The organism is Bacteroides caecigallinarum (assembly GCF_021531075.1).
Taxonomy (GTDB): domain Bacteria; phylum Bacteroidota; class Bacteroidia; order Bacteroidales; family Bacteroidaceae; genus Phocaeicola; species Phocaeicola caecigallinarum_B.
Map to the genome: position 1 here is coordinate 17,281 of NZ_JADYTJ010000033.1, position 18,335 is coordinate 35,615.

Here is an 18,335-nt window from a genome sequence, read left to right on the forward strand (position 1 = left end):
ATCTAAAATAATAACCAATTTAATTCATTAGAACAATGGCAAATTTAGATCTTACCAAATACGGTATCCAGGGTACCGTAGAAATCTTGCACAATCCTTCATACGAAGTATTGTTCGCTGAAGAAACAAAAGCTGGTTTGGAAGGCTATGAAAAAGGTCAGGTAACTGAACTTGGTGCAGTAAACGTTATGACTGGTATCTACACTGGTCGTTCTCCTAAAGATAAATTCTTGGTAAAAGACGCTACAAGTGAAAACACTGTATGGTGGACTTCTGAAGAATATAAAAACGACAACAAGCCTGTAACTACAGAAGCTTGGAATGTATTGAAAGACCTTGCTGCTAAGGAATTGTCAAACAAGAAACTTTATGTTGTTGATGGTTTCTGCGGCGCTAACGAAGGTACTCGTTTGAAAGTTCGTTTCATCATGGAAGTTGCATGGCAGGCTCACTTCGTAACTAACATGTTCATCCGCCCAACAGCTGAAGAACTTGAATCATTCGAACCTGACTTCATCGTTTACAACGCTTCTAAGGCTAAAGTTGAAAACTACAAAGAACTTGGCTTGAACTCTGAAACAGCTGTTGTATTCAACTTGACTACTAAAGAACAGGTTATCCTTAACACTTGGTACGGTGGTGAAATGAAGAAAGGTATGTTCTCTATGATGAACTACTTCAACCCACTTCGTGGTGTTGCTTCTATGCACTGTTCTGCTAACACTAACATGGACGAAACTGAATCAGCTATCTTCTTCGGATTGTCTGGTACAGGTAAGACTACTCTTTCTACTGACCCAAAACGTAAACTTATCGGTGACGACGAACACGGATGGGACAACGAAGGTGTATTCAACTATGAAGGTGGTTGCTACGCTAAGGTTATCAACCTTGACAAGGAATCAGAACCAGATATCTACAACGCTATCAAACGTAACGCTCTTCTTGAAAACGTTACAGTTGATGCTAACGGTAAGATTAACTTCGCTGATAAGAGCGTAACTGAAAACACTCGTGTTTCTTACCCAATCAACCACATCGAAAACATCGTTAAGCCAGTTTCTAAGGGTCCTCACGCTAAGCAGGTGATCTTCTTGTCAGCTGACGCATTCGGTGTATTGCCTCCAGTATCTATTCTTAACCCAGCTCAGGCTCAGTACTACTTCTTGTCAGGATTTACTGCTAAGTTGGCTGGTACAGAACGTGGTATCACTGAACCAACTCCAACATTCTCTGCATGTTTCGGCGCCGCATTCTTGAGCTTGCACCCAACTAAATATGCTGAAGAACTTGTTAAGAAGATGGAAATGACCGGTGCTAAGGCATACTTAGTTAACACTGGATGGAATGGTACAGGTAAGCGTATCTCTATCAAAGATACTCGTGGTATCATCGATGCTATCCTTGACGGTTCTATCGACAAGGCTCCTACTAAGGTTATCCCATTCTTCGACTTCGTAGTTCCTACAGAATTGCCAGGTGTAGATCCTAAGATCCTTGACCCACGTGATACTTACGAATGCGCTTGTCAGTGGGAAGAAAAAGCTAAAGACTTGGCTGGACGTTTCATCAAGAACTTCGCTAAGTTCACAGGAAACGAAGCTGGTAAGGCTCTTGTTGCTGCTGGTCCAAAGTTGTAATTCCATACTACAACATATAATTGAGAGCGGTCTCCTAATAGGGAGATCGCTTTTTTGTTTTTACCATTTTCATTTTTTTGTATATGTTTTTTCTAATAAAAACTATCTTTCTTATTTATCGGGTGTAAAAACTGTTTTTTTTATACCTTTGTATTTGTATTTTATTACACTTATGGAAGATCAGTTTGATATAAGAGATTATAAGCCCACGGGTAAGGAACGCGATTTCGAAAATGCCCTTCGCCCGCTACAGTTTGAGGATTTCAGCGGACAGGATAAGGTAGTGGATAATCTGCGTATCTTTGTGAAGGCTGCGAGGCTCAGAGCTGAGGCTCTGGACCATGTGCTGCTTCACGGACCTCCGGGATTGGGAAAGACTACATTGAGCAATATTATTGCAAACGAGCTTGGAGTTGGTTTCAAGGTTACCTCTGGTCCTGTACTTGACAAACCGGGTGACCTGGCGGGTGTTCTGACCAGTCTGGAACCTAATGACGTGTTGTTTATAGATGAGATACACCGTCTTAGTCCGGTGGTTGAAGAGTTCCTTTATTCCGCTATGGAGGACTATCGTATAGACATAATGATAGATAAAGGGCCGTCTGCACGAAGCATACAGCTTGATTTGAATCCTTTTACTCTTGTAGGTGCAACTACACGTAGCGGATTGCTTACAGCTCCACTGAGAGCCAGATTTGGTATAAACCTTCACTTGGAGTATTATGATGAGAACGTACTGTCGCGCATCGTTATGCGTTCGGCAGGTATCCTTGGAGTGACATGCGATGTCGAGGCTGCCGGTGAGATTGCGTCAAGAAGCCGTGGAACCCCACGTATAGCAAATGCTTTGCTCAGAAGAGTGCGTGATTTTGCACAGGTGAAAGGTAACGGACATATAGATCTTAAGATTGCAAAGTATGCACTTGAAGCTTTGAATATAGACCGTTATGGCCTCGATGAAATAGACAACAAGATTTTGTGTACTATTATCGATAAGTTCAAAGGTGGTCCGGTAGGACTTACTACCATTGCCACTGCTTTGGGTGAAGATCCCGGCACTCTGGAGGAAGTGTACGAACCTTTCCTTATAAAGGAAGGTTTCCTGAAACGTACTCCTCGTGGTCGTGAAGTAACAGAATTGGCATATAAACATCTAGGAAGGAATATCTGGCAGCAGGAGAAAACTCTTTTCGATTAGTTCTTTTTGTTTTAAACCAACTTCTAACAACTAATAACTAACAACTGTTTCCTCCTTAATTATTAATTCTTAATTATTAATTACCAACGTGTCACTAGTTAAAGATACAGCAATATACGGACTGAGCAGTATAGTAGGACGTTTCCTCAACTATCTGCTCGTTCCGCTATATACAGCAGTCCTTTCGGCAGAGTCGGGAGGATATGGAGTGGTGTCGAATGTTTACGCTTATACGGCACTGATACTTGTGTTCCTTACTTTCGGTATGGAAACTGGATTTTTTCGTTTTGCAAACAAGTCGGAAGAGGATCCTGTAAAGGTTTTTTCAAATACATCTCTTTTAGTTGGAGGGCTTTCATTGCTTTTTGTTGTACTAGGCTTGGTTTTTCTTGACCCTGTATCTGCATTTCTTGAATATCCTGATCATAAGGACTATGTGGCAATGATGATGATTGTCGTTGCCCTCGATTCTTTTCTAAGTATTCCTTTTGCATGGCTCAGATACAAGAAACGTCCTATAAAGTTTGCTTCAATTAAACTTTTCAATATCATTGGTAATATTGTCCTGAATCTCTTTTTTCTTCTTCTTTGTCCCTGGTTGAACGAACATTCACCTTCATTGGTTTCTTGGTTCTATAATCCGGATTATCTGGTGGGATACATATTTGTGTCTAACCTTATAATGTCTGCAGCGCAGATGCTCTTCTTCATACCTGAACTGAGACAGTTGTCTTTAAAGCCTGACTTTGCTCTTCAGAAACGTATGTTGAGCTATTCCTTCCCGATACTGATATTCGGAGTAGTGGGAATATTGAACCAGACTGTCGATAAGATGATATATCCTTTCCTTTACGACGACCGTCAGGAAGGACTTGTCCAGTTAGGTATCTATAGTGCTACAAGTAAGGTGGCAATGATAATGGCAATGTTCACCCAGGCTTTCAGATATGCCTACGAGCCTTTCGTGTTTGGCAACAGCAATAAGAAAGACAGCACATCATCCTACGCCGGAGCAATGAAGTATTTCTTTATATTCTCTCTGCTGGCGTTTCTGGCTGTTATGTTCTATATGGATATCCTGAAATATATGGTTGCTTCGGATTATTGGGAAGGTCTCAGTGTGGTAGCCATAGTGATGGGGGCGGAGATACTGAAAGGAATCTATTTCAATCTTTCATTCTGGTATAAGCTGATTGACGAGACAAAGTGGGGAGCATATTTTTCGCTTATAGGATGTGCTGTGATACTTATACTTAATATCTGGCTGGTACCGCAATACGGTTATCTGGCTTCGGCATGGGCATCGGTAGCGGGCTACGGACTTATCACCGTTCTGTCATATTTCATAGGCCAAAAGAAATATCCTGTAGATTATCCTATAAAGGATATGTCCGTATATTTGGTTTTTGCGGCAGTGCTTTATGTGGTATCAATATATATATATCCTGAAAACACTATATTGCGTATTGCTTTCAGAACATTATTGCTTGCGTTATTTGTTGCATATATCATAAAAAAAGACTTACCTTTGAGAAGTATTCCTGTTATTAACCGTTTTATAAAGAAATAGCTATGGAACTGAACAACAGAAAGAAGTACCTGATAAGAAAGTTTTATGATGATTATCTGGACTTGAACAAAAGTATGGAGGATGAACAACTCACGGTTGAAAGCATCCGCAATGGTGTGGAATTCCGTGGGGCGAACCTATGGATCCTTGTGTTTGCCACTTTTATTGCCTCTTTAGGATTGAATGTCAATTCTACTGCAGTAATTATTGGTGCCATGTTGATTTCTCCCCTTATGGGACCTATCATGGGTGTGGGACTTGCTATCGGTATCAATGATTTCGAACTGATGAAACGTTCTCTGAAGAGTTATTTCATTGCTACTGTATTTAGTGTCACTACTGCGACAATATATTTTGCATTCACTCCACTTGACGAAGTTCAGTCAGAATTGTTGGCACGCACTTCACCTACCATATACGACGTATTTATAGCCTTGGTCGGTGGTCTGGCAGGCATCGTCGCTGTGGCTACTAAAGAGAAGGGCAACGTAATACCGGGTGTGGCAATTGCTACTGCATTGATGCCTCCGCTTTGTACGGCTGGTTTCGGACTTGCTACAGGTAATCTACTTTATTTTTTAGGTGCATTCTATTTATATTTTATCAACTCTGTGTTCATAAGTCTTGCCACATTCCTTGGAGTGCGCTTTATGAAATTCAAACATAAGGAGTTTGTTGATAAGAATCGCGAGAAACTTGTACGTAAGTATATTATAACCATAACTTTGGTAACCATGTGTCCTGCCATATACCTTACATATGGAATAGTTAAGGAAACATTCTATCAGAGTGCAGCCAATGACTATATTAATGAGGAACTCCAGTTCCCTAATTCACAGATTCTGAGTAGGGAAGTATCATATCATAAACGCGAAATTAGAGTAGTTATGGTAGGTAGTGAAGTCTCAGAGGAACAGATCGCTTCTGCAGAAAGAAAACTGGAAAAATATAATCTTAAAAATACAAAACTGGTATTATTCCAGGGAGTAAACAATGGTGATATGGATATCAGCAATATCAAATCTATGGTGATGGAGGATTTCTATAAGAAGAGTGAGCAGAAGTTGGCTCAACAGCTGCATGAGATAGATTCTCTGAGGACTCAGCTTGATATATATACCCGTAGCGGACAGGCTGATACCAGATTGGGAGGAGAAATGAAAGCATTGTTCGGAGGAATAAAGTCAGTAGCATTGTCGCGCAGCATTCGTTTGGAACTTGATAGCCTGAAACCTGATACTTTGACTTTTGCTATATTGCAATGTTGCGAGACACCGTCGGCTGTTGAGAAGAAACGTATGGCAGACTGGCTTAAAGCTCGCACAAGTGCGAAAAAACTGGAATTAATAGTAATGGATGATGATAATCAGAGATAGCATAAAAAAAGAAGCACATAGTAATGCATTTCGCAATGTATTATTTGTGCTTCTTCTTTTATGCATAGATAATGCATTCATTTATTGGACTTTCTTTCGTACCCTCGAGGGGAATCGAACCCCTATCTAAAGTTTAGGAAACTTCTATTCTATCCGTTGAACTACAAGGGCGGTTAAAACTTGGTATATAGCAATATGTTTTTACAAATGCTTTGCAAAAATACATCTTTTTACCGATTATGCAATAAATTATGTGAAAAAAAACTATGCAGTATACCTTTTGTAAAAAAATATCCGCATTTAATTGTTTTTTTGAAAGAAGTTTTACATTTTTGTAGACATTAATATTTTTGAAAATTTAAAATAGCAACATTATGGCAGAAGAAATGACAGTCAAGGAGATTGATGAAGTGGTAGTACGCTTCTCAGGAGACTCTGGCGACGGTATGCAGTTGGCCGGAAATATGTTTTCCAATATATCAGCAACCGAGGGAAACGATATCAGCACATTCCCTGATTATCCTGCAGATATTCGTGCTCCACAGGGCTCGCTTACCGGGGTGTCTGGTTTTCAGGTACATATAGGTTCCGGCAAGGTTTATACTCCGGGCGATAAATGTGACGTACTTGTTGCAATGAATCCGGCAGCACTGAAAACACAATACAAATTCTGTAAACCACAGTCAGTGATTATTATTGATACAGACTCGTTTACGAAACGTGATTTGGAGAAAGCCCAGTTCCAACTGGAGAATCCTTTCTCTGAGTTGGGAATAAAGAATGAAGTGGTAGAGGCTTCAATCACAACTATGTGTAAGGAATGTCTGAAGGACAGTGGCTTGGATAATAAATCTATCTTACGTACCAAGAATATGTTTGCTCTTGGATTGGTTTGCTGGCTTTTCCATAGAGATGTGAAGATTGGAGAAAAAATACTGCGCGAGAAGTTTGCCAAGAAACCTGAAATAGCTGAAGCAAACGTACAGGTATTATATGCCGGCTATCAGTTCGGAGCAAATACTCATGCTTCTGTTTCCATGAGTTACAGAGTTCCTTCAAAGAATCAGAAAGCGCATGGCCGTTATATGGATATAAATGGTAATAAAGCTACATCATACGGACTTATTGCTGCTGCCGAGAAGGCCGGATTACAGCTGTATTTAGGGTCATATCCTATTACTCCGGCTACAGATATACTTCACGAACTGGCTAAACATAAATCACTTGGTGTAAAGACTGTTCAGTGCGAAGATGAAATTGCAGGATGTGCTTCGGCTGTAGGAGCTGCATTTGCTGGAGCATTGGCTGTTACTTCTACTTCAGGACCGGGGGTATGTCTTAAGAGTGAGGCTATGAACCTGGCTGTAATTGCTGAATTACCTTTGGTCATCGTAAACGTTCAGCGTGGAGGTCCTTCTACCGGTTTGCCAACCAAGTCGGAACAGACAGACCTTCTTCAGGCATTGTACGGACGTAATGGCGAGAGTCCTATGCCTGTTATTGCTGCGTCATCACCTACTGACTGTTTCGATGCTGCATATACGGCATGTAAGATAGCTTTGGAGCATATGACTCCGGTGGTTCTCCTTACTGATGCATATATCGCAAACGGTTCGGCTGCATGGAAACTTCCTGACTTGAACGAATATCCGGCTATCAATCCTCCATACGTAACTCCTGATATGGCTTCGTACTGGACTCCGTTCCTACGTAATTATGAAACAGGTGTACGTTATTGGGCAAAACCTGGTACAGAAGGCTTTATGCACCGTATCGGAGGTCTGGAGAAGAGCAGCGAGACAGGAGCTATTTCTACAGAACCAGAGAACCATCATCTCATGACACAGTTGCGTGCCGAAAAAGTTGCAAAGATTGCCGATACACTTCCATTACTCGAAGTAGAAGGAGCTGAGGATGCAGATTTGCTGATTGTTGGTTTCGGTGGAACATACGGTCATCTTCATTCTGCAATGGATATATTGAATGCCAATGGTAAGAAGGCTGCCCTTGCACACTTCCGTTTCATCAATCCGCTTCCTAAGAACACAGAAGAAGTCCTTCGCAAATACAAGAAGATAGTAGTAGCGGAACAGAATATGGGACAGTTTGCAGGCTATCTGCGCATGAAGATAGAAGGATTGCATTTACATCAGTTTAACCAGGTAAAAGGTCAGCCATTCGTAGTACAGGAGTTGGTTGATGCTTTCACTAAAATAATGGAGGAATAATCTATGAGCGAATCAAAATATACAGCAGCCGATTATAAAGCAGGACAGCCACGCTGGTGTCCGGGATGTGGCGACCATGCCTTTCTTAATTCATTCCACAAGGCTTTGGCAGAAATAGGAACAGCACCTCAGGATATAGCTGTTATTTCCGGTATCGGATGTTCTTCACGTCTGCCTTATTATATGAATACTTACGGTATGCACACCATTCACGGACGTGCAGCAGCAATAGCTACCGGAGTGAAAGTAGCCAATCCTTCGCTTACAGTATGGCAGATTTCGGGTGATGGCGATGGTCTTGCCATAGGTGGTAATCATTTCATCCATGCCATTCGCCGTAATGTAGATATAAACATTATACTTCTCAATAACCGTATTTACGGACTTACCAAAGGACAGTATTCACCTACTTCTGAAAGAGGATTTGTCAGCAAGTCATCTCCTTACGGAACAGTAGAAGATCCTTTCCGTCCGGCAGAACTCTGTTTCGGAGCACGCGGACGCTTCTTCGCACGTTGTGCTGCTGTTGATGGTAATCCGTCTGTAGAGGTTCTCAAGGCAGCCGAGAAACATAAAGGTACATCTGTAGTGGAAGTGCTTCAGAACTGTGTGATATTTAACGATGGAACACACAATGCCATTGCAAAGAAAGAAGACCGTGAACGCAATGCCATTTATCTGGAACACGGAAAACCGATGCTGTTCGGTCCAAACAAGGAATTCGGACTGATGCAGGAAGGTTTCGGTCTTAAGGTGGTCAAACTGGGTGAGAACGGAATAACTGAGAAAGATATTCTGGTGCATGACGCACACTGCATGGATAATACACTTCAGTTGAAACTGGCTCTGATGGAAGGCCCTGACTTCCCGATAGCTCTTGGAGTTATTCGTGATGTTGAGGCTCCTACATACGAACAGGCTGTAGAAGACCAGATAAAAGAGGTTTCCGAGAAGAAGAAATATCACAACTTTGCAGAACTTCTTGACACTAACGATACTTGGGAAATTTGATATAATTGAATCAGCAGTAAAACGTCCTGTCGTTTTACTAAAAACGCCTTGATATTTCGATTGAAATGTCAAGGCGTTTTTTTAAACCTAAAGGTTTATGCTATTCCCTGAGGAATTATTTTAGTTCCAGTGTTACGATTGATTTTGCCGGCAATTTCACTTTCAGTGTGTTCTTGCTTATTTTTGCACCTTTGAACTCTTTTGGACAAACTACGTCAGGATTTTCGAAAGAGTTGTAATCGTCAATCTTGTCCGAAGTAAGGATTCTTCCTGAAACACTCTTGATGTTCATTCCGTCAAGTTTGATTGTGATTTCCTGTTCTTCATTCAAATCAACGTTTGACAGCGAGATGTGTGTCAGTCCATCCTTGCGTGATGCTGTTGCACTTACCATAGGCACTTCTCTATTGTCTCTCACCACCTTGTAGTTGCATTCAAGGTTCAATGGCAGGTATGTCGCATCCTGATGTACGTTGTACATTTCGAACACGTGGTATGTAGGAGTAAGCACCATCTTGTCATCTTTTGTAAGAATCATAGACTGAAGAACGTTTGCTATCTGGGCAATGTTGGTCATCTTTACGCGGTCTGTATATTTGTGGAACACGTCGAGAGTGAGTGAAGCCACAAAAGCGTCGCGCAGTGTGTTCTGCTGGTAAAGGTGTCCCGGAACAGTTCCCGGTTCTTCATCCCACCAAGTACCCCATTCGTCTACCATTAGGGCAATCTGTTTCTTAGGGTCATATTTATCCATAATGGCAATGTGGCGTTTCAGTACATCTTCTATTTCAAGACACTTGCCCATAGTCCAGTAATAATCCTCGTTGTTGAATTTTGTAGCCGAGCCTTTGCTGCCGGTCCATCCTGCCACTGTATAGTAGTGAAGCGATACTCCATCCATTCTGTGGCCTATGTTCTGCATAAGCACCTCGGTCCAGTTGTAGTCGTAGTCACTAGCACCACTTGCAATTTTGAACAGTACATTTCCGTTGTAGTTTCTGCAGTAAGTGGAATAACGGCGGTACAGGTCGGAATAATATTCCGGACGCATATTTCCACCGCATCCCCAGCTTTCGTTTCCTACTCCGAAGTATTTTACCTTCCAAGGCTTTTCGCGTCCGTTTTCCTTACGCAGTTTTGCCATAGGGCTTCCCTGTTCTGCAGTCATGTATTCCACCCATTTTGCCATTTCCTCTACCGAGCCGCTACCTACGTTTCCGCTGATATAAGGCTCGCATCCAAGCATTTCGCACAGGTTAAGGAACTCATGGGTACCGAAGCTGTTGTCTTCTACCGTACCACCCCAGTTATTGTTTACCATGCGCGGACGGTTTTCCTTAGGGCCGATACCGTCCATCCAGTGATATTCATCGGCAAAACATCCGCCCGGCCATCTCATTACAGGCACTTTCAGTTTTTTCAAAGCCTCGAATACATCTGTTCTGTAACCTTTTATGTTAGGAATCTTCGAATCTTCTCCTACCCAAAGTCCACCGTATATACATGTACCCAGATGCTCTGCAAACTGACCGTATATTTCTTTCGGTATAATCTGGTTCCCTTTTTCAGGATATATTTCTATCGTAGCCTTCTGCTGTGCAAAAGCCGATACACTTGCCATCATGGCAACTGATAAAATTATGTTCTTCATAAATTACTTTTTAGATATTTCAAATTTATATATTGCAAATGTCATTTCTCCTATTTCAGTGTTAAGGATATTCTTTTCGATGTTGATATCCTTTTCCACCGGAATAATCTTGTTTGGTTCGTCAAGAGTGTTTTCTGCATCAGAGTTGTCAGAGTGAAGAGTGATGCACTTGCCGTTAATGAGTGATACTGATTTCTTCAGTCCTTTGAACTCGATGTTCAGTTTCTGGCTCTTGTCCAATGTATTAACCACTTTCAGAATGTATGTATTATTATCCTTGTCCAATACAGCGCTTGCAAAGAGTCCGTTCTGTCCTTCCTGACCGCTTACTGCTTTCTTGTCCATAGTAAGAGGAATTACGTTTGTACCCTTGTTATGTCCGTACAGGTTCTGAACATACCAGCTGCAAGTACGTACAGAGCGCAGATTGTCAAACCATATCAGGTCAGGACGCCACTGCCATCCTTCGACGTGTGCAAGCAGTGGAGCGTATGTAGCCATATGAACGATGTCGGCATTACGTTCAACACCAGTCAGGAATGCAGCCTCAAGAAGTGATGCATGGAAGTGGTTCCATTTTTTGCCTTTACCGTGGCATGCATATTCGCCTGCAAATACTTTCGGACCTTTACGGTCGTAGTTGTCATATCTGCTTCCAGAGTTAAGGAACCAGTCTTCAGGACGATAGAAATGTTCGTCCACCAAGTCAACTTTAAGTTTCTTCATTTCAGGCCATAGATATTCAAAGTCCTTTCCTTCAGAGTTAGGACCTGACGAACCGATAATCTTCATGTCAGGGTATGCCTTGCGGATAGCTTCAACGAATGGTTTCAGACGTTCTGGGTATTCAGGTCCCCACTGTTCGTTACCAATTCCGATGAATTTGAGGTTGAATGGTTCCGGATGTCCCATTTCAGCACGCAGACCACCCCATTTAGTATCTGTAGCTCCATTGGCAAACTCTATTAGGTCGAGAGCATCCTGTATGTATGGCTGAAGGTCGCAAACCTTCACGTGTGCATCTTCTGTATTATTTTGGAACTGGCATGAAAGTCCGCAGCTAAGTACAGGCAATGGTTCTGCACCCATATCTTCTGCCAGCAGGAAGAGCTCGTAGAATCCCATTCCGTATGTCTGGAAATAATCAGGGAAGAAACGGTGAGGGAATGTGTAGTGCCAGCGGTTTTCGTTCAAAGGGCGGTTCTCGACAGGACCTACAGAATTTTTCCAGTTATAGCGTGATGCCAAATCGGTTCCTTCCACGATACATCCTCCAGGGAAACGGAACACTCCCGGTTTAGTATCGGCAAGAGCCTGTACGAGGTCCTTGCGCAAACCGTTTTCGCGTCCTTTCCATGTGTCGGTAGGGAATAATGAGACATGCTCCAGATCGACAGTTCCTGCAGATGCCAGGAAGATGCGCAGGTGTGCTTTGGCAAGTGTTTGTTCAGGAGTAAGCTTTAATTCATATTTCTTCCACTCCTTGGAATTGATGTCCAGTGTCTGCGAAGTTATAACCTGTGTTTCTCCCATTGAAGCATTGTCTATAAGCTCCACTATGATTTTCTGGTTTTCACCTCTTGCCCATACGCTGAAACGGTAGCTTTCGCCGGCTTTGATTCCTATTCCGAAGAATCCTTCGTTCTCGATACCTGTACGTTTGTGTGCATGTCCCGGATCTCCTAATCTTACGTAGTGTGGGTTTTTGTCAAACGGACCGTCATCCAGCAAAGTTACGTTTCCGAATACATTCCATCCCATAAAGCTTTGTGGAAACTCGAAAGAGCGGTTTTTGATAAGTTCTGCGTAAAGTCCTCCGTCGGCACCATAGTTTATGTCCTCGAAGAAATGTCCGTACATAGTAGGCTGTATTTCAGCACCGATTTTGTTGGTCTGGACAACCATGTTGTTTACCTCTTGTGCGTTGATGCCCATGCATGTTGTGAGGGCTAAGGCGCTTAATAATGTGAAGTGTTTTTTCATGGAAAAAGTATTAATTATGTTTTTATGATACAAAAATAGTTTTTTTATCTGAATTATTTCTCTAAATCAACGTTTCTTGTTGCATCAGAGTGAATGTTTGCTGAACAGCAAATGAACGCTATTTGAACGGAGAATGAACGGAATGTTAACTGAGCGTTCAGCAGCTGTTCACTGCATGTTCATCGTACGTTAGCTCCTTCGCTTGTCATCTGTATCCTTTTTATCGTACCGTCTTCATTATAATATAGACGGTCAATGCAGATAGAACGTCGGAAGCTTCCTCCGTGAGTATTTATTCCACCATTGTGGTAGATAAAATATGATTTGCCATTGAAGTCTATTATTGACTGGTGGTTGGTATTGGAGTTGCCAGCCAGTTCGTTCAATATTCCTTTATATTCCCACGGTCCGTCAATGCTTCTGCTCATTGCATAGCATATCTTTTCCGGAAATTCCGATGCGAACGACAGATAATACCAGTCTCCATGTTTGTGTATCCACGGAGCCTCGGTGAAACGTGGAAGTTTTATAGGAATGATGGGACCGTCAAGCTCTATCATATTCTCTTTCAGTTTTGCATAATAGCATTGAGTGTTACCCCAAAACAGATATGCCTGTCCGTTGTCATCTATAATTACAGTAGGGTCTATGTCGTCCCAACTTATCGAAGTATATTCTGTGGTCATATCATTTGTAATTAGCGCACTGCCTCTGGCATCCTTGAAAGGACCGGTTGGCGAGTCTGCCACTGCTACACCGATAGACTTTCCTGGAATTGTGGCATGTTCCACCGTTACATACCAGTAGAATTTACCGTTCCTTTCTATTACCTGGCTAGCCCATGCATCACCCTTTGCCCATTTGAAGTCTTTTGCCTTTAGTGTATATGAATGTTCTGTAAAGGTTTTCATGTCTTTTGTCGAAAAAATGCACCACTCGTTCATCAGGTAGTATTGATGCGGTTCAGGACATTCATCGTGTCCTGCATAGATATATACTGTTCCGTTATGAACTAATGCTGCCGGGTCCCCCAGATATTTATGGGTAATCACAGGATTTCCTTTAGCGACGAAAGTAGTGTCTTTCTTTGCTGCATATGATGTGTTGCATAATATGACTGCAAGAAATACAATAATCTGGAAACTGATTTTATTTTTCATGTTGATTAGAAATTAATTTTTTGCAAATATATCTTTTCTGATAGTATTGTCAGGTGGACAAATAAACATGTTAGGTGGATAAATCTGCAATAGCATGAAAAACATTATTTGATATAGTGCAAAATAGTGAAATTGATTTTAACTTTGTGAATAATTAAAGCCTAAGTTATGAGAATAAAGCACATTCTATCGTACTCATTGATTTTTATAGGGACACTGTTGCTGTCTGCAAAGAATGCAGATACTACAGATATGGCAAATTATATAAATAGATATACTTTGTCAGGAATTACCATGCAGGATGGTTTGCCTCATGTATTTGTGGATGATGTAGTGAAAGATAGTCGTGGATATTTGTGGATATCCACTATGGGAGGAGGTGTCTCCCGATACGATGGATATGAATTTGTCAGCTTTAGCACCAATACCGAAGAGTACAAACTTAAATCGAATTTTATCAGCCACTTATGTGAAGACAGATTTGACAGGCTATGGGTTGCAGGTGATGACGGAATAGATTTGATTTCAATAAACAGCTTAAATGTGGTTACTCCCGATATTTCATCTTCAGTTGTCCCGTTTATGGATTCTCCGATAGCAGGAATGATTCTTTCCAGTTCTGGCAATTTATGGGTATGTAGCAATAACATATTATATAAAATGGTTTTTACAGATGATGGCGAGGTAAGCGATGTCATAAAAGTATCTTATGTAAGCACAAATGAACGTGGAGTTGCAATGTGCGAAATAGGTGGATATATCTGGTTTCAGAAAGACAATATGTTATGTCGTGTATCTGATGACGTTACTGGGTGGCAGGAGCCTAGTCCGGTGTCAGCTTCATTGGCAACATTGTTTAATCAGTCGGTTTTTTGTATGTATGTTCTTAATAATGAGGTGTGGATAGGAACAAGTTTTGGATTGCTCAGATACAGTATATTAACTGATACTGTACGTCATTATATGTATAATCGTGATAATCCGTATTCTTTGTCGCAGAATTACATAACAGATATTACGTCTGCCGGAGATGGTACTCTTATTATAGGAACATTGATGGGACTGAATATATATAATCCTGTATATGATAGTTTTCAGCACATTATAAATGATGATGAAGGTGGTTTCGGAAGTGGCTCGCAACTAAACTCGAACTTTGTCAATGTGCTTTATTATGACAAAGGTAATGACATGGTATGGGTTGGTACAGAAACAGGTGGTCTCACTAAGCTTTATGCTTCACGACTTTATGTTACCAATTATTTGCATCAGCAGAATCAGGCAGCCAGTTTATCTAGAAATCTCGTTAATTCTATTGTTGAAGATAGTGATGGAACTTTGTGGGTAGGAGTTGTTGAGGGAGGACTTAATTGTAAACCTAAAGGTAAAAATGGTTTTATTCATTTTACAACAGATATTCCTGCCGGACTGAGTCATAATACTGTAAGCTCATTGGTTCTGGATAGTGAGGAAAGACTTTATATTGGTACATGGGGAGGTGGAGTAGGATGGATAAATCGTAAAATTGGTACCGCAAAACAGTTTAAAAGAATAGATGGGATAGATGATTTATTCATTTCCACACTATGTTATGATTCAATAAACAATTTATTGTGGATTGGTTCCCAGCATGGGGTGTATGTTTACAATCCTAGGAACAACAGAGTGGACAGACTGTTCAGAGATACGGAAAAGGAGGTAAATATCAATGCGTTAGGAGCCTGCATAACAAAAGCCGGCGATTTGTGGCTGTCGTCTGTTTACGGACTGTTAAGGATAGATCTGAAAGCATATTCGAAAGGTGAGTTAAAGTACAGGAAATACACTGACGGAGTACATATACCTGAAAGTGAACGTATAACCTGTGTACTTGAAGCTGATAATGGCAATCTGTGGATAGGAAGTAATGGAGCAGGAATATACCGTGCTGTAAACAATAATGACGATTATACCTTTTCTTCTTACACAGTAAGTGATGGACTTATAAGTAATAATGTACGTGGAATACAGGAAGATTGGTATGGTAATATATGGATTACTACGGTTAACGGATTGTCCAGGTATTACCCTAAGGATGATATGTTTGTAGGATATACATCGAACGATGGATTGCCTTCTGATATTTTTTACTGGAATGCAACTGCGGTATCCGGTAATGGAGAGAAGATATATCTAGGTAGTTTGGGAGGACTTTCTGAAATACATCCTTTAATGGAGAAAGAAAGTCGTATGAAATTTCCCTTGGTAATAAACAGAATAAATGTATTTGGCAAAACTTGTAATCCGGAAGACGGTGTACTTGAATTGCATGAAAGGGATAAGTCGTTAACCATAGAGTTTGCAGCTTTGGATTATAATCCTTCTTCCCTGGCTGCATACTCTTATCGTTTGGTTGGTTTTGATGACAAATGGATAGATGCAAGAAGAGATAGACGTACGGTGACTTATACAAATCTTAAGCCAGGTAAATATAATTTCCAGTTGAGATATACTCCCGACGGTAAAAACTGGATAGATGCCGGTAATGGACTTATAATAGAAGTTACACCTTATTTCTATAAGACTTCATGGTTTATTATTTCTGTATTATTGTTCATTATCCTGATTGGTTATAGGATTGTGGTATGGAGGTTCAATGAAATGAAAAGGCAACAGATTATACTGCACGATAAAGTGGAGGAAAGAACCAGAGAACTTAAGGAACAGCAGAAGTTGCTTTCTGTTCAGACGGAAGAACTGTCAAAACAGAATGAACTGCTGAAAGAACAAAACCTGAAAATAACCGAACAGAAAAATAAAATATTGGAAATGTCGCGTAAGGTAGAGGAACTTACGATAGATAAACTGACTTTCTTTACAAACATAACACATGAATTCAGAACCCCGCTGACACTGATAGTCGGCCCTATAGAAAGAGCTTTGAAATTGAGTTATAATCCTCAGGTTATAGAACAGCTAAATCTGGTGGAGAAAAACAGCAAGTATCTCCTTTCACTTATAAATCAGCTTCTCGATTTCAGAAAGGTGGAAGATGGAAGAATGAAAATTATATGCCATCATGGTAATATCAGTACATTTTTAGACGATTTACTTTCGCCTTTCGTGGCTTTTGCTGCCGATAGAGGTATTACACTAAGAATTTACAGGCGCATTGATAACCCGTACATGATGTACGACGAGGATATTATGCGTAAGGTGATAACTAATCTTATAAGCAATGCGATAAAGTTCACAGAAAAAGGTGGGCTGGTATCAGTTTATGCTGCCATAGTGAAAGACAATTCTGAGGAGAAACTGTATATGTGTGTAAGGGATACAGGAAGAGGAATCCCGGAGGATGATATAGAAAGAATATTCAATCGCTTCTATCAGGCCGATAACCAAGGACACGAATCAGTTAGTGGACAGAGTGGTACGGGTATAGGATTGTATCTGTGCAAGAAACTGATAACGTTGTTGGGCGGTAACGTAACGGCGATGAATAATCCTGTGGTAGGATCTTCCTTCAGGATATTATTGCCGGTAGAAAGGGGAGAAAATACAGAAACAGTCGATGAAATATACGATGATGAACATGAAGATGTATCACTGTCACAGGAGAAAAACGGTAAACTGAATTTTCTCATAGTAGAAGATAATAAGGATATGAGAGATTATATAAGGTCTATTCTTGCTGAATATTATAATGTGATAGAGGCGTCAAACGGTGAAGAGGCATTGCAGGCACTGAAATCGACGAATGTGGATTTTGTTATCAGCGATTTGATGATGCCTGTTATGGATGGAATGGAATTGTCACATAGAATAAGAAGTGATTTTTCTATTTCACATATACCTATTCTTATGCTTACTGCTAAGACGTCGGATGAAGCCAGGCTTGAAGGTTATAAGGCAGGAGTCGATTCGTACCTGTTGAAACCTTTTGATGAAAATCTTTTGTTGGCACGTATATCAGGTATCCTGGAGAATAGAAAACGCTTTCAGCAGAAGTTTTATTTGACTATGGATGTGGACTCTTTAGGAATAGAAGAAGAATCAGGTGATAAGAAATTCCTTGATAAGGCCATGAAAGTGGTAAAGGAAAACTATATGAATCCTGATTTTGATGTTGCTGATTTTATATATGCTATGGGTATGAGTAAAAGTCTGCTTAATAAGAAAATGCAGAGTCTTACAGGACAGTCTACAAATCAGTTTATGAGGAATTACAGGCTCAATCTGGCTCGAGAATTACTTTTGAAGAATAAGATTACTCACAACATGAACATATCTGAGATAGCTTATCAGGTTGGATTTAACGATCCTAAGTATTTCACACGCTGTTTTACAAAACATTTCAATGTAACACCGAGCAGCATTATGGAGGATAAATAAACGGACTTATTGTATTAATGGTATAGAGATATTTTAGAAATACAGACTGTAATAACATTGATAGGAATGTTTTTTTGTGTTATAGTTACTCATGTAAACTGTTTATACTTCGGCAATATGTGAATTACATATAAACATAAATCT

10 protein-coding genes and 1 tRNA gene are annotated in these 18,335 nt (G+C 40.6%); 7 read left to right on the forward strand and 4 right to left on the reverse strand.

The features are described from left to right. Positions 1-35 precede the first annotated feature (35 nt). The 4 genes from pckA to I6E11_RS09710 all read left to right on the forward strand — a co-directional run bounded on the left by pckA (position 36) and on the right by I6E11_RS09710 (position 5,784). Positions 36-1,640 (forward strand): phosphoenolpyruvate carboxykinase (ATP), encoded by a 1,605-nt coding sequence (pckA, locus tag I6E11_RS09695; protein WP_235337849.1) that lies wholly within the window; start codon positions 36-38, stop codon positions 1,638-1,640. 172 nt (positions 1,641-1,812) lie between these two features. Beyond that, positions 1,813-2,838: a Holliday junction branch migration DNA helicase RuvB gene (gene ruvB, locus I6E11_RS09700; protein ID WP_235337850.1), complete on the forward strand. Its 1,026-nt coding sequence runs from the start codon at positions 1,813-1,815 to the stop codon at positions 2,836-2,838. An 88-nt stretch (positions 2,839-2,926) separates the two neighbouring features. After that, positions 2,927-4,408, forward strand: a complete 1,482-nt coding sequence (locus tag I6E11_RS09705; protein WP_235337851.1) for an oligosaccharide flippase family protein — start codon at positions 2,927-2,929, stop codon at positions 4,406-4,408. 2 nt (positions 4,409-4,410) lie between these two features. After that, positions 4,411-5,784 (forward strand): TIGR00341 family protein, encoded by a 1,374-nt coding sequence (locus I6E11_RS09710; protein WP_235337852.1) that lies wholly within the window; start codon positions 4,411-4,413, stop codon positions 5,782-5,784. 99 nt (positions 5,785-5,883) lie between these two features. On the opposite strand, the gene I6E11_RS09715 is transcribed toward I6E11_RS09710, so the two are convergent. Further along, a tRNA-Arg gene (locus I6E11_RS09715) sits at positions 5,884-5,955 on the reverse strand. Positions 5,956-6,158: 203 nt separating this feature from the next. Here I6E11_RS09715 and I6E11_RS09720 point away from each other — a divergent pair. Both I6E11_RS09720 and I6E11_RS09725 read left to right on the forward strand, forming a co-directional pair. Then, positions 6,159-8,012, forward strand: a complete 1,854-nt coding sequence (locus I6E11_RS09720; protein WP_235337853.1) for a 2-oxoacid:acceptor oxidoreductase subunit alpha — start codon at positions 6,159-6,161, stop codon at positions 8,010-8,012. A 3-nt stretch (positions 8,013-8,015) separates the two neighbouring features. Beyond that, positions 8,016-9,023 (forward strand): 2-oxoacid:ferredoxin oxidoreductase subunit beta, encoded by a 1,008-nt coding sequence (locus I6E11_RS09725; RefSeq protein ID WP_235337854.1) that lies wholly within the window; start codon positions 8,016-8,018, stop codon positions 9,021-9,023. A gap of 115 nt (positions 9,024-9,138) precedes the next feature. Here the strand turns inward: I6E11_RS09725 and I6E11_RS09730 are convergent, their stop codons facing one another. The 3 genes from I6E11_RS09730 to I6E11_RS09740 all read right to left on the reverse strand — a co-directional run bounded on the left by I6E11_RS09730 (position 9,139) and on the right by I6E11_RS09740 (position 13,817). Further along, a complete protein-coding gene (locus tag I6E11_RS09730) occupies positions 9,139-10,674 on the reverse strand; it encodes an alpha-N-arabinofuranosidase (RefSeq protein WP_235337855.1) in 1,536 nt (511 codons plus the stop codon). A 3-nt stretch (positions 10,675-10,677) separates the two neighbouring features. Then, the gene (locus I6E11_RS09735) at positions 10,678-12,657 is read right to left on the reverse strand and encodes an alpha-L-arabinofuranosidase family protein (RefSeq protein ID WP_235337856.1); all 1,980 of its coding nucleotides are present in this window, start codon (positions 12,655-12,657) and stop codon (positions 10,678-10,680) included. A 179-nt stretch (positions 12,658-12,836) separates the two neighbouring features. Next, positions 12,837-13,817 carry a glycoside hydrolase family 43 protein gene (locus tag I6E11_RS09740; RefSeq protein ID WP_235337857.1) on the reverse strand — a complete coding sequence of 327 codons (981 nt, stop codon included), beginning with the start codon at positions 13,815-13,817 and terminating at the stop codon, positions 12,837-12,839. 168 nt (positions 13,818-13,985) lie between these two features. Between I6E11_RS09740 and I6E11_RS09745 the strand changes: the two genes are divergently transcribed. Further along, positions 13,986-18,191 (forward strand): hybrid sensor histidine kinase/response regulator transcription factor, encoded by a 4,206-nt coding sequence (locus I6E11_RS09745; RefSeq protein WP_235337858.1) that lies wholly within the window; start codon positions 13,986-13,988, stop codon positions 18,189-18,191. Positions 18,192-18,335: the final 144 nt, after the last annotated feature.